Genomic DNA, 25,793 nt, shown 5'->3' with positions numbered 1-25,793 from the left:
CTACTGCTTCGGCGCGCCGAGCCGCAGGATGTGTTCCCGTCCCGCGGCGAGCAGATCCGGGAGGCCGGCGGCCTCGGCGTACCAGCGCTTCTCGTACTCCCAGCAGACCCAGCTGTCCGGGTCCAGCGTGTCCAGGCACTCCTTCAGCGGCAGTATCCCGGCGCCGAGGGCCAGCGGTGTGGTGTCCTCGGCGGACGCGATGTCCTTCACCTGTACGTATCCCAGGTGCGGGGCCAGCACCGCGTGGCTGGCCACGGGTTCCTCACCGGCCAGCCAGGTGTGCATGACGTCCCAGATCGCACCGATCCGACCGTGTCCGACGGTCCCCACCACCCGGGCCACGTCGGCCCCGGCGCGGTGCGAGTCATGGGTCTCCAGCAGGATCCGCACGCCCAGGTCGGCGGCGTGCGGCGCGGCGGCCCCCAGCCGCCGCGCGGCGATCGCGTCGGCCTCGGCCGGGTCCTGGTCCCCTCCGCCGGGGAACACCCGGACGTTCGCCGCACCCAGGTCGCGGGCCAGCTCCACCAGCTCGGCGAGCGCCGCGATCACCGGCCCGTCCTCGCCCTCCGCGGCGACCCTCACATATCCGGCGACGGTCAGGACCTCGACCCCACCCCGCTTGAACTCCTCGGCGACGGCCGTCCGTTCGAGAGCGGTGAGGCCGGGGTGGACCGGCTCCTCGGGATGGGCACGCAGCTCCACCCCGTGGTAGCCGTTCCCGGCGGCGAGCCGCACCACGTCCGCCACGGGCATCCCCGGAACTCCGAGGGTCGAGAAAGCGAGCTTCACGGTGTGTGTCCTTCCGCAGGGGGCCGGCGCGCGGAACCGCCCGGCACTCTCCCGGCTCCTGCCCTACGGACCCGGCCGTCACTCCCGCGCGACGCCCAGCGTACGGGCCCTCAGCCCGTGCCCCGCAGGAGTCGCTCCAGGCTGCCGAGCAGCTGCAACGCGTCCTCGCGCCGTTCGCCCTCCAGCACCCGCCCGCCGCTGCCCGCCGCCTGCGGGGCGAGCACCCGCAGCGCGGCAGCCGCCTGCCGGGCGAACATCGCCAGCAGGTCCAGTTCACGGACGTCCGACCGGGCCTGGGGGGAGGGGTCCAGCACCTCCAGGACCCCGAGGACGCGCGCGTCGCTGATCAGCGGGGCGGCCATCAGGGAGTCCGGGACGTACTGCGTGGACTCCGCCAGCGAGCGGTCGAAGGACGTGTTCCGGCTCAGGTCGTCGACGATCATCGGCTCGCCCGAGGTCGCCACCCAGCCGGCGATGCCGCGTCCGGCGGGGAACCGGCGCCCCACCAGGAACTCCTCGCCCTCCCCGGATACCGCCTGGAAGACCAGCTCGTCCGCCTCCTCGTCCAGCAGGCAGACGGAGCTCGCCGCCGCCCCGAAGATGGCGCGCGCCACGTCGACGACCGACTGGAGCAGCTCGTGCCGGGCCGCGTCACCCGGGCCGGGTACGGGGAAGGACGCCGGAGGGAGCATGGCGTCAGTTCTCGGAGTCGTCACGGGTATCTCCTGCCGCAGTGGAGGGACGCGGGTCCGCGTGCACGTTGGCCGCGGACAGATAGAGGGCGTTCTTGAGCTGAAAGGCCGTCATCCTCGGATGTCCGGAGAGGACACGGGCACAGAGCCCCGCGACGTACGGGGTGGCGAAGCTGTTCCCGGTGGTGCGGATCGTCGTGCCGCCCAGCCACGGCACGGACACGTTCTGCCCCGGCCCGAAGAACTCCACCGGCGGTTCCGGGTTGTACAGGTGCAGCTCGTCGTCCTCCTGGTGGCTGCCCACGGAGATCACCGAGGCGAACCGCCAGGGAAAGCTCTCCACAGGGGTGTTGTGCGCGGACGCGACGATCACCGTACGGCCGAAGTAGGCCTGGTCGGCCAGCCCGTGCAGCTCGGCGGCGAAGCGGGACCGGGTGGTCGACAGGCTCAGGTTCACCACGTCGAAGCGCTGCTCCACGGCCCACCGGAGCCCGGCCATCAGGACGTCACCGGTGCCGGAGAAGCGCTCGCCGAGCACCCGGACGCTGTGGATCTCGCAGTCGGGGGCGGTGCGGCGGATGATTCCCGCGCAGGCCGTCCCGTGCCCGCAGGTGTCGCCGGTATCCGTCGGCTCGACCGTGACCGTCCCGCTCTCCGGGTCCTTGACCGCCACCCAGGAACTCTCCACCGGGCCCACCAGCGGGTGGTCGAGCTCCACGCCCGAATCCACCACGCACACCCGCACGCCGTGCCCCGTCGCCTGCTTCGCGGGCAGACCGCCCGGCGGCCCCTCGTCAGCGGGCACCGGTACGTCATCAGGGCCGCGCCCGCGCAGGCTCCAGGTGAGCCCCTGCCCCGGCACCGTGCCTGTTCCGACGGTTCCCATCGGTCAGCTCCTCTCCGTCGTGGTGACCATGGCCTCGTCCGGTACGCAGCCGGCGGCCAGGCGGGCACCCGGCAGATGCCCCTTGCTCACGAAGTGCTCCCGCGCCGCACGCGCCGAGGCCAGGGCGGGAGCCCGCCGCCCCAGCGCGAACAGGGTGCGGGCCCGGTCCAGCTCCGCCGTCGCCCTTACCAGCGGTGAGTCCGTGAGGAGCGACGCCCGCACCGCCCGGTCGGCTTGGCCGGCCGCCTCGGCCGGACGCCCGTCGGCGGCGGCCAGCCGGCCCCGCAGCCCGTTCAGGTCGACGGCGTCCGCGGGGCTCAGCTCCGCAGCCTCCCCGACGCCCGCGATCCAGGCCGCCGCCCGCCGGGTCCGGCCCTCGTCGAGCTCGAGCCGGGCCGCGTCCAGCGCGACCGCCGTCCGCAGCCCGCCCGCGTCGGCACGCCGGGCCGCCTCGTCCGCCCGCACCAGCAGGTGCAGCGCCGCCGGGCCGTGTCCGAGCAACGCCTCCACCGCGGCCCCGAACACCGGCAGGAACACCTCGGCCTCGGCGAACCGCAGCGTGCCGGCGAGATCCTGGGCCTCGGCGAGGCAGGCACGCGCTTCGCGCGGCCGGTCCTGGAGCGCGTACAGCACCGCCAGAGGACAGTTGAGGGTGAGTCTGACCGTCGGACGGCCCTCGCCGTGCGCGGCCAGCAGAGCACGGCAGCGGGTCACCGCCTCGGGTGCCGGCACCGGGCCGCGCCACAGGGAGATGCCGATGGCCCCGAGAGCGCCGGCCCGTTCCGGCTCGGCCCCCGCCAGAACCGCCTGCTCCAGGGCGCACGCCTGGTCGCGTTCAGCCTCCTCGTGCCGGCCGGCCTGCTGGAGGTGCTGGGCGAGCCTCAGATGCGACCTGGCCCGGCCGACCGCGTCCCCGGCCGCCTCGAAGACCGGCAGCACCGCCCGCGCCGTGGCCGTCAGCCCGGGGCCCGGCCCCGAGGGGTCCAGCACGGCGAGCGCGAGCCTGGCGTGTGCGGACTCCACCGGCGCCGCGTCCATCCCGCTCACCCGGCGCAGCAGCGCCGCCCCGCTCGCGGTCCGCCCGAGCGCCACCCGGACCTCACCGAGCCTGCGGACCGAGCCCGCGTCCTCCGGGTCCAGCTCGACGGCCCGCTCCAGCAGGTCGTCCGCCCAGGTGAGGTCGGACCGGGACGCGGCCTGGGCCCCTGCGCGGCCCAGCGCGGCGGCCGCCCGGCCGCGCAGCTGCCTGGTCCGGTCGTCGAGCAGCCCGAGCTCGGCCCGGTAGCGGCAGGCGCGTTCGAGATGACCGCCGACGGCGCCGTCCCCGGCCCGCAGCACCCGGGGCAGTTCGGCCGCCCAGGCGTGGCGGTCCGCCTTGGCGCGCTTGGACAGCGACGCGTACGTCACCTCGTGCACCAGCCCGCTGCTGAACCGGTAGCCCGACGGGCCCGTCCCCGGGGCCGGCTCCACCAGGCGCCGCCCGGTCAGCGCCACCAGCACCTCCTCGATGCGCCCCAGATGGTGCGCCCGTTCGGCGGGGGACACCTCCACCATCGCGGGGGCCCGCTGCTCCGCCAGTCGCGCGGACGTCTCCAGCAGGAGGAGTTCCACCGTGGTGAACTCGCGGCCGACCACGGCGGCGAGATCGACCACGGTCCGCTCCGTCCGGGCCAGTGCCCCGATCCGGGCGCCGAGCAGGGCCTGGAGCGTGGGCGGCAGCCCCGCTTCGCCACCGTCCGCGGCGACCCTGTCCGCCACGCCGCCGACCAGCAGCTGTTCCAGATGGAGCGGATTGCCCTCCGCGCGGGACAGGAGGCGCTCGTCCACCGGTCCGGCGCCGCCGTCGAGCCCTGCCAGCAGCCCGGCGAGCCGGACACTCTCCTCGCGGGGCAGCCCCGTGAGCTGGAGGCAGCCCTCGGTGTCGGCAGTCCCGTCCGGGCGGCCCACACAGACCATCAGCACACCGGCGGGCCCCGATCCGTCCGTCAGCCGCTCCAGCGTGCGCATCAGCAGGGGCGCCGCCTCGTGCGTGTCGTCGAGCACCAGCACGAAGGGCCGGCTCCGGGCGGCCCGGCCGAGCGTCGTGGTCAGGGCGGCGCACAGGTCCTCGAACGGTGCGTTCGGCGTCCCGTCGCGCAGCACACCCGCGGAGAGCAGGGCCGTCGCGTCGTCGGCCGCTGTGCCGGACCGGGGAGCGCGGCCCTCCGACGGGTCCGGCGCGGCGGCGAGGTCCGGCAGGCCGCGCAGGGCGTCGGCGAGGGGGGTGAGCGTGCCCTGGTCCCCGTGCCCGCGGCACCGGCCCGCACCGTAGGTGAGGAGTCCCGAGGCGGAGCGCCGCGCCAGCCACTCCCGGATCAGCCGGGTCTTGCCGATGCCGGGCTCGCCCGTGACGCGCAGCAGGTGGGCGCGCCCCTCGCTCACCGTGTCCGACAAGGCCGCGTCCAGCGCGCCGTGCTCGCTGTGACGTCCGACGAAGGGCACGTCGAAGCGGCGCAGCAGCGCCGGATCGTCCGCGCCCAGGGCCAGCAGCCGGTAGGCGTCCACTTCGTCCTGCTTGCCCTTCAGCCGGAGCGGCCCGGTGGGTTCGGCGGAGACCGTGGGCCCGGCGGCGAGCAGAGTGTCCGGACCGATGAGGATCTCGCCGGCGCCGGCGTGCTGCTCCAGGCGCGCGGCGATGTTGACGGTCTCCCCCGAGACCAGGGCCTGACGGGCCGTCGCGTCGCCACCGGCCACCACCTGACCGGTGTTGACGCCGATCCGGGTCGCCAGCGTGATGCCGAGCGTGGCGCCCAGCTCCTCGTTGAGCGCGGCCAGCGCGTCCCGCATGCCGAGCGCCGCGGCCAGCGCGCGCCGGGCGTCGTCCTCCCGGACCACCGGCACCCCGAACACCGCCATCACGGCGTCACCGATGAACTTCTCCGGCGTGCCGCCCCGCGCCACGATCTGGGCGCTCATCGCCTCGAAGTACCGCAGGGTCACCGTGCGCAGGGTCTCCGGGTCCAGTACGCCCGACAGGGCGGTGGAGCCGACGAGGTCGCAGAAGAGCACCGTCACCGGCTTGCGTTCGTCCTCTCCCGGCGCGACGGCGACGGCGCACGGCGTCCCGCAGGACGAGCAGAACCTGGCGTCCTCCGGCAGGTCCTGGCGGCACGTGGGGCAGTTCATGACGATCCCTTCTCTGCGGGGGCGCGGGGCGGGGGCGATGCTGCGCTGCCGTGCGGGCGGGGCCGGTGCGTACCGGCCCCGCCCGCCCACCGGGGCCGTGGGGTCCGGACCCGGACCCCGGGGCGGACCGTGCGGACACGGCTCAGAACAAGGCGCCGCCGGCGATCTCGCCGTGTGCCCGGACCTCGGGTTCCACCGCGTCCAGCCGGCTCTTGATGTCCAGCAGCACGGCGAGTTCCTCCTCCGTGAGCTGGCTGAGCACGAGCCGCTGTTCGTCGGTGAGCATGTCCACCGGCAGGCCGGCCTCGTGCAACGCGGGCGGCAGCACCGGTGGTTCACCGCCCCCGGGTGTCCCGGGGAGACCGCTGCTGTCGGGTGGTTCTGTCATGGGGTGACTCCCGTCGGTGAGAGAGGTCCGGCCCTCCGCGGCGGCGGCGCCGTCGCGGAGCGCCCGAGCCGGACGAACAGCCTGGTGAGCGCGTCGAGGGAGTGCATGGCGCTGACCGTCACGTCGGACTCCTGGCCGCGGGTCAGCGGCAGCCGGTCCAGCAGCGCGTACAGCTCGTCCAGGTGGCCCGTGTCCAGCGCGGCGTGCTCCCGCACCGTCCGCAGGGCTGCTTCCGGCAGACCGGTCGTGCGCGCGATGCGGGAGCTCAGGCCGGCGCCGGGCGCGTACCCCTCCAGCACCGCGATGTAGCCGAGCAGGGCCACCGGGTGGTGGTGCTCGATCCAGTAGTACTGGGAGCCGGCGAGTGCCGCGACGACCGGCGCGGGCATCGGGGCGAGGGCGTCGGCGGGCAGCGAACCCGCCGCGCGGATGTCCTCCAGCAGCCAGACGTCGTGGCCCTCCTCCTCCTGGATGTGCTCGCGGAGGTACGCCGCCAGGGGGCCGCCCAGCGGATCGCCGCAGACGTCCAGCAGCACGGCCCGCTCCAGGGCGCGTTCCATGAGCGGCACGGAGGCCCGCACCACGGCGTGCATGGCGCACAGATAGCGCCGGTAGCGCGGCAGCAGCTCCTCCTCGCGCCACATGTGCGCCATCGCGTCGAGCAGTTCCGCGTCCAGCAGCCCCAGGGTGCCCCGCAGCCGCGCCGAGGAGCTGGGTCCGGCGGCGCTCACCGGGCACCGCCCGCGGCGGTCACGCGGGCCGTGACCAGCGTCGCGTACGCGGCGCAGCCGTGATGCCGTACGACACCCACCGGCCCCTCCACCGCCCCGCGACGGGCAGCGGTCAGGTCCAGCAGCGCGCCCGCCGCCCCCGAGGCCACGGCGTCCGCCTCGGCGGCCACCCTGTCGTCGGAACCCAGGGCCCGGCAGCCGTCGCAGTAGGAGGCGCCCCGGGACGGGACACCGGAGCGCGCGGCCAGATGGGCGGGGCCGACCGTGCGGATCATGCGCAGCACGGGTGACTCCAGGGCGCGTCGGCGTACGGCCGCCCAGTCGTCGGTGGCGATGTGCCCGAGGCGCAGGTGGGCGGGGGCCGGCCGCCGGTCCACGGTGTCCTGGTTGCAGCAGGCGAGCACCGTCCCGTCGAAGGCGACCACCGGCCAGGCGGCCATGGCGCACGGGGAGACCACGCCCGCCTCCGGGCGGGTGCGGGCGGACGCCGCCCAGGAGGCCGCCCGGCCGAACGGCCGAACCTCGTTGACCAGCGAGGGGACCTGACCGCCGAACTCCTCGTCCACGGCGCGGGTGATGTCCGCGAGGTAGGGGTCGTCCGCCCCCGTGCCGGTGAGGTGGAAGCTCACCGCGACACCCGTCTCCCGCACCCGGTGCACGGCGCGGAACACGTCGGCGCGGGGGATCTCCCGTTCGTGATGGGCGTCGAGGCTGGCGGAGAAGTGGTCCACCCCCGCGATCGCGCGCAGGACCGCCGGAGGGATGTCCCGGGAGCGGGCGAAGAACATGCCGCTGAGCAGGGCCGTGCGCGAACCGGCGGCGCGTGCCCGGGCGCTCAGCTTCTCGACGAGCGCGGGCAGCAGCAGTGGTTCACCCCCGGTCAGCATCACCACGTCGGGACGGTTGCCGGTCGTGAACGAGTCGACGAAGCCAACCAGTTGGCGGGCGTCGGGCTCCTCCCGCACGGTCAGGGACGATCCGGTCGAGCAGTGGGCGCAGCTCAGGGGGCAGCGCCGGGTGAGGCCGAGCAGCAGACCGGCGGCCGGGAAGGGCCGCCGTCCGACGAGTTCGCCGAGTTCCATGCGGGGCCGCCTCCTTCAGAGGGCCGGGGCGCGTCAGGCGCGTACCCAGGTTCCGGCGCACCGGTTCGGAGGCGGTCCACGGCCGGTTCAGGAGCGGTATGGGCCCAGCTCACCGGCCCCGCCGCAGCCCGCCGGACGCCCCTGCCCCTGGCCGCGCACACGCTCCGAACTGGCCGGATACCACTGCCATACCGCTGCCGAAGCGTCTCCCAGGCCGGCCCTCCTAACTTTCTCGGCAACGGCAGGCAACAGCCCGCCGCACCGGACCGCGGGACATCCCGCCGGCCCCGGGCCAGAGCAGTCACGAGTGGACGGAGACCACCATGTCCGAGAACACCCAGCCCGTCGCCGACGACAACAACGACGAGACCCCCGAGGTCGAGGCGCACTCCGTGCTGGACCTCCAGGAGACGGCCAACAAGGAGATCGAGGCCCCGGGCGGCAGCTGCGTCAGCGTGATCAGCGTCGTCCTCGCCGACTGACCGGGCACACCGGGGCGGCGCCACGGAGGGCGGGACAGAACCTCCCGCCGTGGCGCCCGGCCCGCTGGTGATGTGGGGCGGTTCCGTCGTGACGGAGCCGCCCCGCCGTCGCTTCCGCGGCCCGGACGGGGCCGCACCCCTCGTCACGAACCAGACCGTCCCCGGGAGTTCACGATGACCACGCCGCTGCGCGGCAACAGGGATTTCCGGCTGCTCTGGCTGAGCGGCCTCTTCGCGGTCCTGGGCGGGCAGATGAGTTCCCTCGCCCTTCCGCTGCTGGTGCTCAAGGAGACCGGATCGGCGGTGCAGGCCGGAGCCGTCGGGACGGTGTCCGTGGGAGCCGTGCTGATCACGATGCTGCCCGGCGGGGTGATGGCCGACCGTGTCGAACGCCGCCGGCTGATGCGGGTCTGCGACGTCGGCAGCCTGATCGTCGTCACCGCCCTGACCGTGGCCGTCTGGGCCGGACACGTCCCCATGGCACTCGTCCTGCTCTGCGCCGCTGCGGGCGCGGTGATCGGCAGCGTCTACGGGCCTGCCGTCTTCGGCCTCATGCGCGCGGTCGTCCCCGCCGACCAGATGGGCACCGCCACCGCGCGGCTCCAGGCACGCACCCAGACCGCCCGGCTCGTCGGACCCCTCGTCGGGGGAGCGCTGTTCGGCATCCACCCGGCCCTGCCGTTCGCGGCCGAGGCCCTGGGCCTGCTCCTGTCGACCGTCTGCGTGGCCCTCGTACGCACCCGCTCCCGGGCCAGGGCGAAGGCGGGCGCCGTGTTCAGCCGCCGCGAGCTCCTCGCGGGCCTGACCTTCCTGTGGGGCCTGCCCTATCTCCGTACGGTCCTCCTCGTGTTCGGCCTGGGCATGAACTTCGCGTTCGGGGCACTCACCTTCACGGCCCTGACCGCGTTCTCCGACGGGGGCACGTCCGGCGTCGGCGGCGGCTTCGTCCTCACCTGTGTCTCCGCCGGGGCACTGTCCGGGGCGCTGCTCGCGCCGCGGATCAGCCCCGCCCGGCACTCCCGGGTCCTGATCGTCGCCACCTGCTGGACCTGTGTGGCCGCTGCCGGGGTGATGGCCTGGATCAGCAGGCCGGTGGTGGCCGGGCTCATGTGCGCGCTCACCATGTGCCTGTCGACGATCGCCAGCATCGGATTCCTCTCGAAGCTCCTGGTCGTGACTCCTGAGGACCGGGTGGGCCGGGTGCAGAGCGCGGCGGGCTTCCTGTCCTCCATGGTCCAGCCGTTCGGGCCGCTGGCCGGCGGAGCCCTGCTGACCGCCTTCGGCGCCCGCTGGGCCTTCGCCCTGACCGGCTGCGTGCTGGCCGTCTCCGCCCTCGTCGTCACCTTCGCCCGCTCGGCGCGGACGGAGCCGTCCCCTCCCGGGGCGGAGGAGCCCGCCGGCCCGCCGGAGACCGGCACCGAGCCCGCGGCGGACCCGGCCCGCGCACCGGCGGGCGCGAACCCCTCCGTCACCGGGGACTGATACGCGAAACCGAGCCCGCGGCGGACCCGGCCCGCGCACCGGCGGGCGCGAACCCCTCCGTCACCGGGGACTGATACGCGAACCGGGGCCCGCCGCCCACCGCCACCGTCCGCCGCCCCCGCGGGCTTCGAGAAGAGAGAGCCGAGCGTGCCAGGCATCCAGGAAACGCAGCTGTACTGCCTCGCCGACCGTACGTACTTCGACACCCCGGCCCGGCTGCCCGACGAGGAGTCGCGGTACCGGCTCGACACCGATCCGCCACCGGCGGGCTGGCGCCGTGAGGCCGTGGGCCTGTGGACCTCGCTGGTGCCCGAGCACGTCCAACCCGCCGAACAGGGCTGGAAGATCCATGTGTCCACCGTCCCCGGTGAGGCCGAGGCCACCCTGCGGGACACCGCCCGGATCTGCGTCCGCCACGGTGTGCCCTTCAAATTCCTGCGCAGCGAAAAGGCGTTGCTGCTGGTGGCGGGCAAGCACATGAACCGCAGCGGCGCGGGGAAGTTCATCGCGGCCTACCCGCCCGACGAGACCGTGTTCCTCGCCCTGGCCGACGAGCTGTCCCGGACACTGGCGGGACGCAGCGGCCCCTACATCCTCAGCGACCTGCGGATCGGCGACGCACCGGTCTACACGCGCTACGGCGCCTACGTCCCCCGCTGGTGCGACGACGCCGAAGGCCGCCGGGTCCTCGCCCTGCGGGACCCGTCCGGGAAGCTCGTCCCCGACGAGCGCGGCGTGGTGTTCCGGATGCCCTCGTGGGTCGAGGTCCCCGAGGCCCTGCGGCCGCACCTCGCGGCACGTGCCGCCGCCCGCGACGACTCCTTCCCGTACACGGTCACCGGGGCCCTCCAGTTCTCCAACGCCGGAGGGATCTACCTGGCCGAGGACCGGGCGACGGGGCGGCGCGTGGTCCTGCGCGAGGCCCGGCCGCACTGCGGCCTCGACGGCGCGGGCGACGACGCCGTCACACGCCTGCGTCGCGAGCACCGGGCGCTGACCGCGCTGGCCGGACTGGACTGCGTACCCGAGGTGTACGGGGTGCGGACCGTGTGGGAGCACCACTTCCTCATCGAGGAGCACATCGAGGGGAACACCCTGCTGGAGGAGATCGTCGCCCGCTTCGCCCTCGTACGCGGGGCGGACTCGGCGGACGAACTCGCCCCCTACGTCGCGTGGACCGAGTCGGTGACCGGTGAACTCGCCCGGGCGCTGGAGCAGATCCACGCGCGGGGTCTGCGTTTCGGTGATCTGCACCCCTCCAACATCATCGTCCGGCCCGACGGCCGGATCGCGCTCGTCGACTTCGAGTACGCCACCGCCCTCGACGACCAGGACACCCCGCTGGCCGGCGGCCAGGGCCTCCAGGCACCCCCGGGCACCCCCGGGGCGGAGGCCGACGCCTACGCGCTCTGGGCGACCTGGCTCTCCATGCTGATGCCGGTCATGGAGATGGCCGGGCTCGAAAGGGCGAAGGCCCTCACCCTGGAGCGCTGGGCCCGCCGGCGGTACGCGCTGCCGGCCGGGGCGGGGCCTCGCAGGCCCGGACTGCTCAGCGGCCTGGACGCCTCACGGCGGCGGGAGGCCGAGGTGGCCGACCTGTTCGAGGGGCCGGAGGTCGACTGGGCGGGGATACGCACCCGGCTCCTCGCCGGCATCCACGCCGGAGCCACACCCGGGCGGGCGGACCGCCTCTTCCCGGGCGCCCCCGATCTCTTCGCGACCGGCGGGACCGATCTCGCGAACGGCGCGGCCGGTGTCCTGTACGCCCTGCACCGGACGGGCGCCCCCGTCCCCGGGGAGTGGACCGACTGGCTTGCGGCAGCGGCGCTGCGCAGGGATCCCGCCGGGGCCGGTGGACTCTACGACGGGCTGCCCGGCGCGGCGTTGGTGCTCTCCCTCCTGGGCCGCACCGAGCAGGGACGGGAGGTGTGGGAGCGTGCGACGAGCGCCGAGCCCATGACGGCTTCGGCGGATCTGCTCACCGGACGCGCGGGCACCGCGCTCGCCGCGCTCCGCATGGCCCGGCTGGACGGCGCCGCCCCCGACCCCCGGCTCGTCGACAGCGCCCTGCGCACCGCCCGGGACCTGGACCTGCTGGTGCGCGGCGAACACGTGGACGGGATGAAGCCGCCGGAGTCGGCCGGGCTGCTGCGCGGACTGAGCGGAGCCGCTCTCCTTCTCCTGGAACTGCACGCGCTGACCGGTGAGGCGTGGCTGCGCCGGTCCGCCCGCACCGCCCTGGGACGGGAGGCCGGACACCTGGTCACCATGGACGACGGCTCGCTCCAGGTGAAGGATGGCCGACGCCATCTGCTCTATCTCGGCCAGGGCAGTTCAGGGGTCGCGCTGGTCGCGCAGGCATACACGGCCCGGTACGAGGACGAGGCCCTGAGCGCCCTGATCCCGGGCGTGGCCAAGGGCTGTGCCATGGAATTCGTCCGCGAACCGGGGCTGTTCACCGGGCGCGCGGGCCTCGCCGCGGCGGCGGGCCAGCTCGACCCCCTGACCCGGACCGGGCCCGGGGTCATGGCCTCCGTACGCAACCTCGCCTGGCACCTCGTCGCCGACGAGGACGCGCTGCTCGTCCCTGGCGCGACGCTGCGGCGCTTCTCCGCCGACCTCGGCACGGGGGCGGCGGGGCTGCTGCTCGCCCTGCACTTCCTGTCCGGGGCGAAGGACACGGCCGGTGGGGAGCGTCCCCCGGGTCTGCTGGAACTGCTCACCCTCGGCTGAGGAGGCGGGGAAGCACCGCCTGCTCACCCTTAGCTGAAGAGGCGGGAAGCACCGCTCCCGAAGAGGAGCGGTGCTTCCCGTACTCCGGCCGTCCCGGGGCCCGCCGCCTCCTCGCGGACGTACAGACAGAGCAGGCGCGGCACCTCGTACAGCGCGGCGTGTGCGGTGACCTCACCCGTGGGCGAGGTCACCGCACCCGTGTCGATCAGCGCCTCGACCGCGCGTATGGTGCCCCGCTCGTCGCGGTCCAGCGCCGCCATCGCCCGCTCCAGGGTGAAGGCACCGTCCCACGGGAGCCCCGCGAGGCGGACCAGCGCGCCCCGGTCGCGGGCCCCCAGGTCCCGCCAGCCGGCGGCGAGGCGGGAGCGGACGGACACGTCTCCGGCCACCAGCTCGTCCAAGGCCGCCGTCGGGTCGTCGAGCCGGTCCGCGTACTCCGCCAGCGGGAGGTGACGCAGCACTGCCAGCCGCATCCCGCTCACCGCCACCGCCAGCGGCAGGCACCCGCAGGCCCGCACGATGCGCAGGGCCGCCGGCCGGTCCGTCCGCAGCCGGTCCTCGCCGATCAGCGTCCCCAGCAGCTCCAGGGCTTCGTCGTCCTCCGGAGCGGCCAGGGCCGTACGGTGCACGGACTCCAGCCCGGCCAGCTGACCGCGAGCGGTGAGCACGACCGAGCACCGCCCGGACCGTGGCAGCAGCCCGCGCACCGACGCCTCGTCCGCGACGTCGTCCAGCACGATCAGCGCCCGGTGCCGCGACAGCCAGTCCTGCCAGGCGTTCTCGGCCCGCACCGGATCGGGCCGGCCCGATCCGCCCACCCCGCACAGCCGCCCCAGCTCGTCCAGCATGTCGTTCCGGGCGCGTGCCGCGCCGTCCTCCCGCCGCGCCCGCACGTGGACCCGTCCGTCGGGGAAGCCGTCCGCGAGCAGATGGGCCGCCCGCACGGCCAGGGCCGACTTCCCCACCCCCGCCGGACCGGAGACGACCAGCACGGCACCGTCCGGGCGGCCCGACACGTCGATCAGCCGCGCCAGTTCGTCCTCGCGGCCGGTGAAGTGCCTGCTGTCCGCGGGCAGTGAGACACCGCACGCCGCGTTGCCGGAACCGGCGGGCCGGACCGCCCGGCCCTCGCCCAGCATGGCCCGGTAGAGGCCCGCCATCGCCGGACTCGGTTCCAGGCCCAGCTCCCTGGCGAGCAGCTGCCGGTAGTCGTCGTACACCGCCAGCGCCTCCGCCTGACGTCCGGTCTGGTGAAGGGAGTTCATCCACGCGGCCCGCAGCCGCTCCCGGAAGGGGTGGCGCTCCACCAGGTCTCTCAGGCCGTCCACCGCCGCGCCCGCCCGGCCCGTCTCGATCTCGGCCTCGGCCCAGTCCTCGTAGACCGTGAGGCAGCGGGCCTCCAGCCGCTCGGCCTCCTCCGCGACCCCGGCGGAGTCCCGGAGGTCGTGCAGCGGCGGACGCTCCCCCCACAGGTCGAGCGCCTCCCGCAGCAGCCTGGCGGCGGTACGCAGGTCGCCCCGCTCACCCGCCGCCCGGCCCGCCCGGGCCAGCGTCCTGAAGCGCAGGATGTCGAGCTCGCCCTCCTCCACCCGGAGCCGGTAGCCGCCGCAGTCGTGCACCACCCGGTCCCGGCCGCCGCCGTCCACGGCCCCGAACAGCGCGCGGGCGGCGCTGACATAGACCTGAAGGTTCTTGCGCGCGGTCCGTGGCGGCCCCTCCGGCCACACCACGTCGGTGAGCACGTCCACCGGCACCGGGGTGTTGGGGCGGGACAGCAGGGTGGCCAGGACCAGCCTCTGCTTCCGTGGCCCCAACGGCAGCGGCCTGCCGTCGGCCACCGCCGAGAGCGGCCCCAGCAGTGAGAAGTACACCGCGCCGGTGGAGCCGGGGCGGACGGAGGGAAGGGGCATCAGCGGGCCTCCTGGCCGGGGGAGGGGCGACGAGCTGCCGTACCCTGCCGATCCTGCCGGTGCGTGTGGCGGCCGCACATCGGTGCGCGCCCCGCATCTTCCGGGGAACGCCCCCGGCCCACACCGTCCAACACCCCCATGTTGCGGAGCCGTTCCCCCATCCGGACGGCAGGTGACGGGCGATCCGCCGGTCCGGATGGGGGAACGCCTGCTCAGGCCTGGTCGGCCCCGCACTCCGCGGCGAATTCGCACAGGGCCGTACGGTTGGCCCGTCCCGTCTTGCTGAGCAGACTGGCCAGGTGCTTCTCCACCGTGCGGGGCGAGATGGACAGCCTCTGTGCGATCTGCTGGTTGCCCGGCCGCTCCGCCAGCAGCACGAACACCTCGTACTCGCGCGGAGTCACCCCGTTCGTCCGCAACGGCGCGGGAATCCGTTCACGGCCGCCGCGGTGCTGGGTCACGCTCACCCCGGCCTGCCGCAGAGCCGCCCGGCACGCGGACGCAGGCGACTGCACCCCCGCCCCGTGGAAGTACTCCTCCGCGGTCCGCAGCCACACGACCGGCTCGCCCCACCCGTCGGCGAGCGCGGGGTCGGCGACGAGCCTCAGACCGAGATGCCGTGCCACCGGAAAGGCCGTGGACCGGGCGTGGAAAGCGGTCATCCGCCGTGCGGCACCCGCCTGGTCGCCCTCGCGGCCGAGGAGTACCGCCTCGGCCAGTTCGAGGAACTGCCGGTTCCAGGCCAGGGCTGCGCCGGGTGCGCCGGCCACCTCCTCGTACTCCCCGCGCGCCGCCTCACCCTCCAGTACCCGAAGCAGCGGGCGCAGCCCGTAGCGGCCGGACAGGTAGTAGTAACTGGGGTGGTCGAGCTCCCAGGTCAGTGCGGCGTCCAGCTCCGCCAAAGCCCGGGTGCGGTCCTCCTCCAGCAGCGCCCCGATCGCCCCGCAGAAGCCCAGCCGCAAGGGCGTCAGCGCGGACCGTTCCCCGCCCGCCCTGCGGAACGCGGCGAGGGCGCGGTCCGTCTCCCGCCGACGGCCGCGGTGTGCCGCCATCGCGGCCCCTGCCAGCAGCAGGTACCGGTGGGCACCGTGGTTGCCGATCCTGGCGCTCGCCTCCACCGACCGGCCGGTGATCTCCTCCGCCTCGTCCCACCGGGCGCACATCACCGCGTTCATCGCGAGCAGTCCGTCGACCGTCTGCGCCAGCAGCAGTGATCCCAGCTCGGCCGCCGCCGCCCGCGCCGAGTGGAGACGCGCCGCGTCCCCGGTCCGCATGAAGCTGTTCACCCCCAGACGCACCAGTGCCTCCACACGCCACGACGGCAGTGAGTGCTCGGTGGACAGGGTGAGCATCCGCTCCAGACACACGTCGGCCGCGTCGAAACTCTTCTCCCTGGAGAGCAGCGCCAGCAACTGCCAGGCCTGGCAGGCCACGACCGGCAGCCCCTCCTCCTCGGCGGTCCGCGCGGCCGCGCGTGCGGCCCGTTCGGCGGCCTCCGGATCCCGCCGGTCCTCACCGGGTAGCAGCGAGAGGTGGCCGTCGACGACCGCGAGCGAAGCCCGGCGCGCCGGGGACGGCTCCGGACCGAACAGGGCCCGCGCCGCCTCGATCTGGCGGGACGTGTCGGCGGCCCGCTCCGCCATGACGGCCACCCAGGCGATGTTGATGTGGGCGTCCCCGCGCCGGGCGGCCGCCTCGGAGCGCGCGGGGACCGGAGGAAGGGTTCCGGCCAGCGCCAGGGCGCCGTCCAGATCGCCGCCCTCGGCCCGTGCCACTGCCAGGGACTCGGTGACAGCGGCGAGGTCGCTCTCCGCCGCCAGGCTGCGGGAACGTTCCAGCAGCACCACGGCCGAGCCGTGCGCACCCGACGCGAGCATGCGCCGTCCCGCCTCGGCGAACTGCCGTGCCGCACCGGCCCGGTTGCCCGCCGCCAGCTCCAGCGAGGCCACGAGCTGCCGCCGGTCCTCGTCGAGCGGCTCCCCCGAGTGCTCGACCGCCGCGGCGGCGCGCCGGGCGAGTGCGGCGCGCTCGGCCGGCGCGAGGGAGGAGACCAGCGCCTCCGCGGTGAGGGTGTGCCGGAAGGCGTAGCGGTCGGGGGCCGCCCCGTCAGGGGCGATCACGCCCGTCTCGACGGCGGATCTCAGGTGGGTGAACAGGGCCCGGTCCTCCAGCCCGGTGACGGTCTGGAGGACCGCCACGGAGAACTGGCCGCCCAGGGTGGCCGCCGTCAGCAGGAGGTCCCGCACCGGCTCGTCCATCCGGTCGAGCCGGTGGGACCAGCTCCGGAGGATGCGTGGCGGAAGGGTTCCGTCCGGCTGCTCCGCCGCCTCCCAGCCGTCCTCCGTGCGCCGCAGCCTGCCCGTGTCGAGCAGGTCGTCGAGCAGGACCTCCACCAGGTAGGGGTTGCCCGCCGCGCGCTCGACCAGACGCCGCTGGACCGCCTCGGGTATCCGCTCGGGCGGTGTCTCCAGGCAGGCGCCGGTCAGGGCGCGCACCTGTGCCTCGCCGAGCGCCCGCAACTCCACCACCGTCGCGGTGTGACGCTGTTCCGCGGAGCGTACGAGGTCCAGCGCGGTCCCCGGCTCCGGGCGCAGCGTCCCCAGCAGCAGGACCGGGAGGTCCGCCAGGTTGTCGATGACGTACTCGACGACCGCGACGGTCTCCGTGTCGCAGTCGTGCAGGTCCTCCAGGAGCACCACGCAGCCGGTGTCGCGGCCCAGGACCGACAGCAGGCGGAGCAGGGCCTCGGCCAGCTCGACGACGGTCTCCGTGTAACCGGCGGACGTCCCGCTCCGCCACTCCGGCACGAGCCTGGCCAACGCCGGGTGATACGGCGCCAGTTCCGGATCGGTCGGCGTGCCGGCGGCCCTGAAGTGCGACGAAAGGGCCTCCGCCAGGGGGCGGAGGGGGACGACCAGGCCGGTGGAACCCGCCCTCCCGCGCAGCACCGGCATGCCCAGCCCGTAGGCACGGTAGGCGCATTCGCCGACGAGCCGGGACTTGCCGATCCCCGCCTCACCGACGAGGAACAGCGCGCGCCCCGAACGCCGCCGGGCGGCGTCCAGGGCGCTGCTCAGTAAACCGATCTCCTCGTCACGTCCGACGACGACCGGCGAATTCGCACGCATGGCCGCAGGTTACTGGAGCCGTACAGACTGCGGCAGTAGGCACATTCCCGCTCATCACGGTGCGCCTGGTGGAAAAGGGCTACATCGGGACCGTGAAGGTGGTCCACGGCAGGTCGGGGCCGGACGGATCCCCGTCCGTGGCACTCAGGAGCCTGCTGCGCAGACCGAGCCCGCCACGGTTGCCGAGCGATATCCGGCCGGCGGGGTGTTCGAGGGCCACCTCGGGTGCCGCGGTGACGTCCGTGTATCCGGCCGACTCGCTGATCTGCGTCATCTCTGCCTCATCTACTGGTCGTTGGTCGACAACGTCATGGGTGCGGCGGACCTGTCGGCCCCCGTGGAGTGGCGCACGAGCAGTGCCGGGCCGATCCGGTCGGGGAACCCCGCCCGCAGCAGCCCGTGTCCGATCCCCGACAGACCTGTGAGCAGTCCCGGGTGAGGTACGTGTCCGGGCGTCCCGCAGTGCGGCTGCGCCCGGTCGGCGGCGGCCAGCAGGGTGCCGGTCCGGCGCAGCCAGTGGGGGCGCAGCCGGGGCAGGGCGGCGTGGCCGAGCAGCTCCAGCACACCCAGTTCGCCGTGGCAGAGGCTGTCGTCCCCGGACGGAGCGGACCGGGCCACGTCACCGGAGCGCTCCGTCAGCCAGTGGCTCAGTTCCGGATCGGCCAGCGCCTCCGGGCTGTCGGCGACCGCGAGCGCGACCCCCGCGGTCCCCTCGCACCAGGCCTGCCCGCCGGGCGCGCCGCGCACCGCGACGCGCAGGGCGTCCAGCCCGGCGCTCCGGTGGTGCGGACCGCCTCCCGCCGCCGCGAACCTCAGCAGGGCCCAGCCGATGCCCGCCGCCCCGTCCGCGAAGCCCCCTGGCGCCGGGGGCGGCACCGCCGCGAGCCGGTCGGCGCAGCGCTCGGCGCCGCGCCAGGCCTCGGCCCGCCCGGTGGTCCGGTGCACGGCGAGCAGCGACACCAGGCCGCCGGCGGCCCCGCCGCGCACCCCGAGCCCCTCCTCGGCCGAACTCGCCGCACAGGCGAGCCGGGTGGCGGGCCCGGCCCAGTCCAGTACCCGGCTGTCGTCCAGCAGCGTTCCGATCTCGGCCAGGGCGTACGCGATGCCCCCGAGGCCGGAGAATGCGCCGGAGCCGACAAGCCCCAGGTCCTCGCCGCTCTGGTGCAACGCGTCCAGGAGACCCGGGACGGGCACCAGCGCGGCCCTGGCAGCGTCGGCGTACCTGGCCGCCCCGGTCAACGACGCCAGCTGCGCGAGGAACAGCGCCGGGCCGGTGTAGCCCGCCGCGAGGTCGGCCGCCAGCGGTGTGAGACGCCAGTAGCGCTCACCGAGCAGCTCCAGGCCGATCCAGTTGGTCCGGCTGTCGCTGTGGTACGCGAGTGAGACGAGCTGGTCGCCCACCGACCGCGCGGCGGCGAGCAGACGTTCCGGTTCCGGTGCGGTCGCCTCGGTCCGGGGCCTGCCGCGCCCGACGGCACCGTGCGGAGGCTCGGTGGAGGTGCTGACCATGGCGGTGCGGATGATCCGTTCCTGGTCCTGCCGGTCCACCGTGTCCAGGGCGCGGATCTTCGCCTCCACCCGCGCCAGCCCGGTGGGCACGGCGGGCCCCCGCATCGCGCGCCCGCCGCCGCTCCACACCGTCGTGGCGTCCGGGCGGGTGGTGAACACCGGTACGTCGCCCTGCCAGAGCTCCGCGATCTCCTCGTCCTCCAGACCGGGCATCGCGGGAGTGCCCAGGGCCCCGGTGCGCAGCAGGGCGAAGAGCTGCTGGCGCTCGGCGGCGTCCCGCATCAGGTCGGGGTGGGTCGACTCGTGGAGCAGGGTTGCGTACGTCCATGTCGGCCTGGGCACGAAACGGACCTCGTCGTCGGCGAAGAGGCGCAGGAGGCCCTCCGGCCCCAGCAGTTCGTCGCGCGAGTCGCTGACGGCCGTGTACGCGGAGCGGAACCCGTCGCACAGTGCGCCGGTGTACCGGAACGGGTCGGCCGTGGCCCCGTCGAGCGTGGGGCGGTTGGCCGATTCGGTGAACCGCCCCACCGAGCGCACCAGGTGCATGGTGTCGGTGCCCGCAGCCGCCCAGGAGGCGGTCTCCAGCGGGGAGGATGCCGCCCGGCCGCCGCCGACGGCCGACATGTCGAGCGCGGTGGTGTCCCCGACCAGCAACTGCGGCAGCAGTCCGACGCGGTGGACCGAGGCGTGCAGGGCGCGGGCGGCCGGATCGGCGGGCGGGGACTGCGTCAGCGGCGGGTGGAACAGCGTCTCCACATCGACGAGGACGGGCTGCGGCCCGCAGGCGATGAGGTTCTCGTGGTGCAGGTCCGTGCCGTCCAGGACGTGCAGCAGCGCCAGCAGCGCACCCAGACGCCGGTAGAAGAGCGCCGTCTCGGCCGTCGACCGGCAGGGCGCGTCCACGACGAACTCGGCCCAGCCGTACGCACCCCTGTCGAGGACCTTCGGCGCACGCAGATCAGGCGTTCCCACAAGGGAGTTGAACCACTCCACCAGGGTCCCGAAGTGCCGGTGAGCGGCGAGCGGGCGCGGCTTGTAGACCAGCCGGGTGCCGTCGGCGAAACGCAGGAGCATCACCGACCGGCCCCCGCGATGGCTGTCGCCCGTGCCGGTCTCGACCCCGGTCAGGGTGTGCGGCCCGCAGTCGGCGGACCCTCCCGCACCCCGTACCCCGAGGACCGGGGAGGAGCCCAGGAGTGCCTGGTCCGCCGCGAGCCTGCCGAGCATCTCGGCGAACGCGTCCGCCGCGTTCATGGCCGTCTGCGCGAGGACCCTGGCGAGGACCGGATACCCGGTGACCAGGGACGCGAGGCCGGCCCGGCCCCCGGTCAGGCGGAGGAAGTCGCGGAAGCGTTCACGCGGCCCCTCGCCACTCAGTCCGCCACCGGTCCGCGCCCCGTGCAGTTCCGAGACGAGGGTCCTGGCGGCGAGCAGGGCGAGTCGCCGCGCGACGTCGTGCCGGAAGGCGTCCAGCACCGCGGCCGGGCAGGTGGCGGGGGCCGGCCGTACGGTGCCCCCGGATGCCGCGCCCGGCACCCGGTGGTCGGTGGGCGAGGTGTTCCCGGATGCCGTGTCCGACACCCGCTGGGCGGCCCGGGCCGCGAACGGCGCGACGACCAGGGCGAAACCGGTCAGGTCCGGGTACGCCCGGTCCGCGATCCGTGCCTGCCGAGGTGCCATGGCCACGGCCTCCCGGGCGAAGCGGGCCCAGTCGGGCTCGGTGTCCGGGCGCGGTCCGACGGTGCCGGGAGCCCACCACGGATCACCGTGTTCCCGGGAGCCGAGGAGATGGGTGGCGTCCGGCACCGGGGCGTGTCCGGAGGCTTCGCCGACCGCCGGGCCGAACGGCGCGGGCGCCCGGTCCGTGCCGACGGCCGTTTCCCTCTTCACCACCGTGGTCACCTCCCCGGTCGAGGGAGGCCCCAGCGGTTCTCCCGCGCCCATCCTGGAGGGCGCCCGGGACCGGCGCATGGGGGAGTGGCCCCCATCTTTCCGGTCGCGCCGCCCGGGGGCCGTACGGGCATGCGTGCGCCCGGGGGCCGTACGGGCACGCGGTCCGGGCGCGCTCCCGGGGCCGTACGGGCATGCGTGCGACCGGGGTCGTACGGGCATGCGGTCCGGCCGCCCGCGCACCCGGGGCCCCACGGGCACGGGGTCCGGGCGCCCTACGGGCACGCGTCCACCCGGCGCCCTACGGGCATGCGGGCCGGCCGCACCCCCGGCGCCCTACCGGCATGCGAGACGCTCGGAAGCCGGAAGCCGGAAGCCGGAAGCCGGAAGCCGGAAGCCGGAGGCCGGAGGCCGGAAGCCGGAAGCCGGAGGCCGGACTCCGGAGGACGAGCCCTACCGAAATGCGGGCCGGTGCGGCCGCCGTCGGCCCCGGCTCAGCGGGCCGGCGGCGCCGTCGATCCCCGTTCCATGAGTTCCGCCGCTATGGTCGCGATGCCCCCCGCCGGAGGCGTCTCCTTGCCCATCGCCAGCCGGCCCGCCCGCGCCCCCGCCTCGAACAGCGGCAGGCGTACGGTCGTCAGGGCGGGTACCGCGTCCACGGAGAACGGCAGATCGTCGAAACCGGCCACCGACACGTCCTCGGGAATGCGGAGCCCACGGTCCCGGACGGCGGCGCACGCACCCAGTGCCACGGTGTCGTTGGCGGCGACGACGGCAGTCACCTCAGGTTCACGGCGCAGGAGTTCGAGCGTGGCGTCGTAGCCGGAGCTCCGGTCGTAGGGGCCGTGGACGGTGACGCTCTCCTCGTCCCCGTACAGCCCAGCCGCCTTCATCGCCTCGCGGTGGCCCTCCAGCCGGTGCCTGGTCGTGGTGCGTTCCAGGGGTCCCGCGACGTAGCCGATCCGGCGGTGTCCGAGGGCGATCAGATGCTCGGTGAGGCGCCTGGCGCCGCCCCGGTTGTCGAAGGCCAGCGCGGCGACCACCGCGTCGGTGTCCGGCAGCGGGGGCCGACCGCAGAAGATGATCCGGGTGCCTGCGTCGGCGAGTTTGGCGAGCTTCACGGACATCGCGGCCTGGTGGGCCGGGTCCTCCAGTGCGCCGCCGGTGAGGACGACGGCCGCGGCGCGCTGGCGCTGCAACAGGGTGAGGTAGGTGAGTTCGCGCTCGGGGGAGCCGCCCGTGTTGCAGACGACGGCGAGCTTCTCGCCGCCCGCGCGACCGGAACCGTCGCCCGGCCCGCCGATCTCGCTCTGCGCGGCCCCGGCCATGATGCCGAAGAACGGGTCGGCGATGTCGTTGACCAGGATCCCGACCAGATCGGACGTGGCGGCGGCGAGAGAGCTGGCCGGGCCGTTCAGTACGTAGTCCAGTTCGTCCACCGCGCGCAGGACCCGCTCCCGCGTGGACGACGCCACCGGGTAGTTGCCGTTCAGGACACGGGACACGGTGGCCGGGGACACCCGGGCGCGGGCCGCCACGTCCGCCAGGGTGACTGTCATCGCTCTCCTCCGAGGAGTTGTGGAGCGGCCCCCCTTGTCCGGGCCGCTGTCGGCAGGCTAGCGTCATACCGCATAGAAAGCGCTTGCTACGGCTGTATGGAGGGAACTTTCGTGACACGCAGGACAGTGCGCATCGCCATGAACGGCGTCACGGGACGCATGGGATACCGGCAGCACCTGGTGCGCTCGATCCTCGCGATCCGCGAGCAGGGCGGCCTCGACCTCGGCAACGGCGACGTGCTGTGGCCGGAACCCGTGCTCGTCGGCCGCCGCGCCCACGCCCTGGAGGCACTCGCCGAGCAGCACGGCCTGACCGAGTGGTCGACCGACCTGGACGCGGTGCTCGCCGACGAGTCGATCGACATCTACTTCGACGCGCAGGTCACCTCGGCCCGCGTCGAGGCGATCAAGAAGGCGATCGCCGCGGGCAAGCACATCTACACCGAGAAGCCCACCGCCACCGACGTCGAGGGCGCGCTCGACCTGGCCCGCCTCGCCCGTGACGCCGGTATCAAGCACGGCGTCGTCCAGGACAAGATCTTCCTCCCCGGCCTGCTCAAGCTGAAGCGGCTCATCGACGGCGGCTTCTTCGGTGAGATCCTCTCCGTGCGCGGCGAGTTCGGCTACTGGGTCTTCGAAGGCGACTGGCAGGACGCCCAGCGTCCCTCCTGGAACTACCGCGCGGAGGACGGCGGCGGCATCGTCGTCGACATGTTCCCGCACTGGGAGTACGTCCTGCACGAGCTGTTCGGTCAGGTCACCAGCGTCTCGGCACACGTGCAGACGCACATCCCGCAGCGCTGGGACGAGCAGGGCAAGCCCTACGCCGCCACAGCCGACGACGCCGCGTACGGCACCTTCCAGCTGGCGGGCGGCGCCGTCGCCCAGATCAACTCCTCCTGGGCCGTCCGCGTCAACCGCGACGAGCTCGTCGAGTTCCAGGTCGACGGCACCCACGGCTCCGCCGTCGCGGGCCTCCGCAACTGCCGTGTCCAGCACCGCTCGGCCACCCCCAAGCCGGTCTGGAACCCCGACCTCCCCGTCACCGAGCCGTTCCGCGACCAGTGGCAGGAAGTCCCCGACAACGCCGAGTTCGACAACGGCTTCAAGGCCCAGTGGGAGCTCTTCCTGCGCCACATCGTCCTCGACGAGCCCTACACCTGGGACCTGATGGCCGGCGCCCGGGGCGTCCAGCTCGCCGAGCTCGGCCTCAAGTCCTCCGCCGAGGGCCGCCGCTTCGACGTACCGGAGCTGAGCCTGTGACCATCCAGCTGCCGCACGGCCCGTACGAACCCCGCACCACACCGCTCGACCTGGCACCGTCCGGGGCGCCGCTCGCCTCCCGCACGGTCTTCTCCGCCGCGCACGTCGTCGCCGACCCGTACGCCGACATCAGCCCCGACGACCCCGTCGCCGTCGACTGGGACGCCACCCTCGCCTTCCGCCGCCACCTCTGGTCGCACGGCCTGGGCGTCGCCGAGGCCATGGACACCGCTCAGCGCGGCATGGGCCTGGACTGGGCGGGAGCGGCGGAGCTGATCCGCCGCTCGGCAGCCGAGGCGAAGTCCGTGGGCGGCAGGATCGCCTGCGGTGTGGGCACCGACCAGCTCACCGGCCCCGCCACCCTGCCCGAGGTGCGCGCCGCGTACGAGGAGCAGCTCGCGCTGGTCGAGGGGAGCGGCGCACAGGCCATCCTGATGGCCTCCCGCGCGCTGGCCGCCGCGGCGAACGGCCCCGAGGACTACCTGGAGACGTACGCCCACCTCCTGCGCCAGGCCACGGAACCGGTCGTCCTGCACTGGCTCGGCCCCATGTTCGACCCGGCGCTGGAGGGCTACTGGGGCAGTTCCGACCTCGACGCCGCCACGGACACCTTCCTGAAGGTCATCTCGGAGCACCCGGACAAGGTCGACGGCATCAAGATCTCGCTCCTGGACGCCGAGCGCGAGATCGACGTCCGGCGCCGTCTGCCCAGCGGGGTGCGCTGCTACACAGGTGACGACTTCAACTACCCCGAGCTGATCGCCGGAGACGACCGGGGCTTCAGCCACGCCCTGCTCGGCATCTTCGACCCGCTCGGTCCGCTCGCCGCCCACGCGGTGCGCGTCCTGGACACCGGGGACGTCGAGGGCTTCCGCGCTCTCCTCGACCCCACGGTCGAGCTGTCACGCCATCTCTTCAAGGCCCCCACCCGTTTCTACAAGACGGGCGTCGTGTTCCTCGCCTGGCTGGCGGGCCACCAGGAGCACTTCACGATGGTCGGAGGCCTGCAGTCCGCGCGCTCGCTGCCGCATCTGGCGAAGGCGTACGAACTGGCCGACGGGCTGGGCCTGTTCCCGGACCCCGAGCTGGCCGAGGCACGCATGCGCGCGCTGCTGACCGTGCACGGAGGAAACCGATGAGCACCGAACTGACCCGCCTGTCCATCAACCAGGAGACGGTCCGGCAGCTGTCCCTGCCGGAGCTCGTCGAAGGCTGCGCGAAGGCCGGCATCGGCCAGGTCGGCCTGTGGCGCGCTCCGGTGCAGGGGTACGGCGTCGAGCGCGCGGGGCAGCTGATGAAGGACGCCGGCCTCACGGTGACCAGCCTCTGCCGTGGTGGTTTCCTCACCGCGACCGACCCGGGCGAACGCGCCCGCGCCCTGGACGACAACCGTGCGGCGGTCGACGAGGCGGCGGGCGTCGGCACGGACACGCTGGTCCTGGTCTCGGGCGGGCTCCCCGACGGGGAGAAGGACCTGCACGCGGCGCGTGAGCGGATCGCCGACGCCCTGGCCGAGCTGGCGCCGTACGCGTACGAGCGGGGCATCCGCCTCGCCATCGAGCCGCTGCACCCGATGTTCGCATCGGACCGCTGTGTGGTCTCCACCCTCTCCCAGGCCCTGGACCTCGCCGAACGCTTCCCTGCCGAGCAGGTCGGGGTGGTCGTCGACTCGTACCACATCTGGTGGGACGACCAGGTCGCCGCGCAGATCGCCAGGGCGGGAGCGGGCGGACGCATCCACTCCTTCCAGCTGGCCGACTGGATCACCCCGCTCCCGGCGGGGGTTCTGGTGGGGCGCGGTCAACTGGGCGACGGCTGCGTGGACTTCCGCGCGATGCGCCGCCAGGTCGAGGCGACGGGCTTCGACGGGCCGATCGAGGTCGAGATCTTCAACGAGGGCCTCTGGGCCCGTGACGGTGCCGAAGTGATCGGTGAAGTCGCCGCCCGGTACCTGGAACATGCCTGCTGAGAGCTGCTCGGACGGGCAAAGGGTAAAGAGATAGCAAAGGCGTGCAACCTTTGCGTACCTTCCCCGGTCGTACTCAGCGTCGGGACTTCCGGGGAGGGGTCCGGGGGGATCGGGAAGCCCGACGGAGGGGGAAAG

General features: G+C 74.3%; 18 protein-coding genes. 6 read left to right on the top strand and 12 right to left on the bottom strand.

The features are described 5' to 3' along the window. From HED23_RS29250 to HED23_RS29220, 7 genes are all read right to left on the bottom strand, one after another. The gene (locus HED23_RS29250; protein WP_203186353.1) at window positions 1–789 is read right to left on the bottom strand and encodes a sugar phosphate isomerase/epimerase family protein; all 789 of its coding nucleotides are present in this window, start codon (window positions 787–789) and stop codon (window positions 1–3) included. A 110-nt stretch (window positions 790–899) separates the two neighbouring features. Next, window positions 900–1,481, bottom strand: a complete 582-nt coding sequence (locus tag HED23_RS29245) for a GAF domain-containing protein (protein ID WP_203187680.1) — start codon at window positions 1,479–1,481, stop codon at window positions 900–902. A 4-nt stretch (window positions 1,482–1,485) separates the two neighbouring features. Next, on the bottom strand, window positions 1,486–2,367 hold the full coding sequence (locus HED23_RS29240) for a S8 family peptidase (RefSeq protein WP_203186352.1): 882 nt from the start codon (window positions 2,365–2,367) through the stop codon (window positions 1,486–1,488). Between the two features lie 3 nt (window positions 2,368–2,370). After that, window positions 2,371–5,532: an adenylate/guanylate cyclase domain-containing protein gene (locus tag HED23_RS29235; protein WP_203186351.1), complete on the bottom strand. Its 3,162-nt coding sequence runs from the start codon at window positions 5,530–5,532 to the stop codon at window positions 2,371–2,373. A 142-nt stretch (window positions 5,533–5,674) separates the two neighbouring features. Further along, a complete protein-coding gene (locus HED23_RS29230) occupies window positions 5,675–5,920 on the bottom strand; it encodes an aroma-sacti cluster domain-containing protein (protein WP_238442154.1) in 246 nt (81 codons plus the stop codon). Next, complete coding sequence (locus HED23_RS29225; protein WP_203186350.1) at window positions 5,917–6,651, bottom strand: iron-containing redox enzyme family protein; 735 nt, start codon at window positions 6,649–6,651, stop codon at window positions 5,917–5,919. Before HED23_RS29225 ends, HED23_RS29230 begins: the two co-directional genes overlap by 4 nt. After that, complete coding sequence (locus HED23_RS29220; protein WP_203186349.1) at window positions 6,648–7,733, bottom strand: radical SAM protein; 1,086 nt, start codon at window positions 7,731–7,733, stop codon at window positions 6,648–6,650. Before HED23_RS29220 ends, HED23_RS29225 begins: the two co-directional genes overlap by 4 nt. A gap of 323 nt (window positions 7,734–8,056) precedes the next feature. Here HED23_RS29220 and HED23_RS29215 point away from each other — a divergent pair, with 323 nt between their 5' ends. From HED23_RS29215 to lanKC, 3 genes are all read left to right on the top strand, one after another. Next, a complete protein-coding gene (locus HED23_RS29215; protein ID WP_198959660.1) occupies window positions 8,057–8,215 on the top strand; it encodes a hypothetical protein in 159 nt (52 codons plus the stop codon). A gap of 174 nt (window positions 8,216–8,389) precedes the next feature. Continuing rightward, entirely contained in the window at window positions 8,390–9,697 is a 1,308-nt protein-coding gene (locus tag HED23_RS29210; protein ID WP_203186348.1) for an MFS transporter, read from the top strand. Window positions 9,698–9,844: 147 nt separating this feature from the next. Continuing rightward, window positions 9,845–12,430: a class III lanthionine synthetase LanKC gene (gene lanKC / locus HED23_RS29205; RefSeq protein ID WP_203186347.1), complete on the top strand. Its 2,586-nt coding sequence runs from the start codon at window positions 9,845–9,847 to the stop codon at window positions 12,428–12,430. Window positions 12,431–12,459: 29 nt separating this feature from the next. Here lanKC and HED23_RS29200 read toward each other — a convergent pair whose 3' ends face one another. The 5 genes from HED23_RS29200 to HED23_RS29180 all read right to left on the bottom strand — a co-directional run bounded on the left by HED23_RS29200 (window position 12,460) and on the right by HED23_RS29180 (window position 22,426). Further along, window positions 12,460–14,340, bottom strand: coding sequence for an AfsR/SARP family transcriptional regulator (locus HED23_RS29200; RefSeq protein WP_203186346.1), 1,881 nt, complete (start codon window positions 14,338–14,340; stop codon window positions 12,460–12,462). Window positions 14,341–14,552: 212 nt separating this feature from the next. Continuing rightward, complete coding sequence (locus HED23_RS29195) at window positions 14,553–17,468, bottom strand: helix-turn-helix transcriptional regulator (protein WP_203186345.1); 2,916 nt, start codon at window positions 17,466–17,468, stop codon at window positions 14,553–14,555. A gap of 79 nt (window positions 17,469–17,547) precedes the next feature. Next, a complete protein-coding gene (locus HED23_RS29190) occupies window positions 17,548–17,742 on the bottom strand; it encodes a hypothetical protein (protein WP_203186344.1) in 195 nt (64 codons plus the stop codon). Window positions 17,743–17,753: 11 nt separating this feature from the next. Further along, window positions 17,754–20,948 (bottom strand): type 2 lanthipeptide synthetase LanM family protein, encoded by a 3,195-nt coding sequence (locus tag HED23_RS29185; protein WP_420803055.1) that lies wholly within the window; start codon window positions 20,946–20,948, stop codon window positions 17,754–17,756. Window positions 20,949–21,361: 413 nt separating this feature from the next. Continuing rightward, window positions 21,362–22,426 (bottom strand): LacI family DNA-binding transcriptional regulator, encoded by a 1,065-nt coding sequence (locus tag HED23_RS29180; RefSeq protein WP_203186343.1) that lies wholly within the window; start codon window positions 22,424–22,426, stop codon window positions 21,362–21,364. Between the two features lie 111 nt (window positions 22,427–22,537). Between HED23_RS29180 and HED23_RS29175 the strand changes: the two genes are divergently transcribed. The 3 genes from HED23_RS29175 to HED23_RS29165 are packed head-to-tail and all read left to right on the top strand — an operon-like array spanning window position 22,538 to window position 25,658. Beyond that, a complete protein-coding gene (locus HED23_RS29175) occupies window positions 22,538–23,689 on the top strand; it encodes a Gfo/Idh/MocA family protein (protein WP_203186342.1) in 1,152 nt (383 codons plus the stop codon). After that, entirely contained in the window at window positions 23,686–24,828 is a 1,143-nt protein-coding gene (locus HED23_RS29170) for a dihydrodipicolinate synthase family protein (protein WP_203186341.1), read from the top strand. The genes HED23_RS29175 and HED23_RS29170 overlap by 4 nt, the downstream gene beginning before the upstream one ends. After that, window positions 24,825–25,658 carry a sugar phosphate isomerase/epimerase family protein gene (locus HED23_RS29165; RefSeq protein ID WP_203186340.1) on the top strand — a complete coding sequence of 278 codons (834 nt, stop codon included), beginning with the start codon at window positions 24,825–24,827 and terminating at the stop codon, window positions 25,656–25,658. The genes HED23_RS29170 and HED23_RS29165 overlap by 4 nt, the downstream gene beginning before the upstream one ends. The last annotated feature ends 135 nt before the right edge of the window (window positions 25,659–25,793 follow it).

Origin of the sequence: Streptomyces pratensis (genome assembly GCF_016804005.1) — a bacterium.
GTDB lineage: Bacteria > Actinomycetota > Actinomycetes > Streptomycetales > Streptomycetaceae > Streptomyces > Streptomyces pratensis_A.
This window is presented reverse-complemented; position numbering and strand designations above follow the sequence as displayed.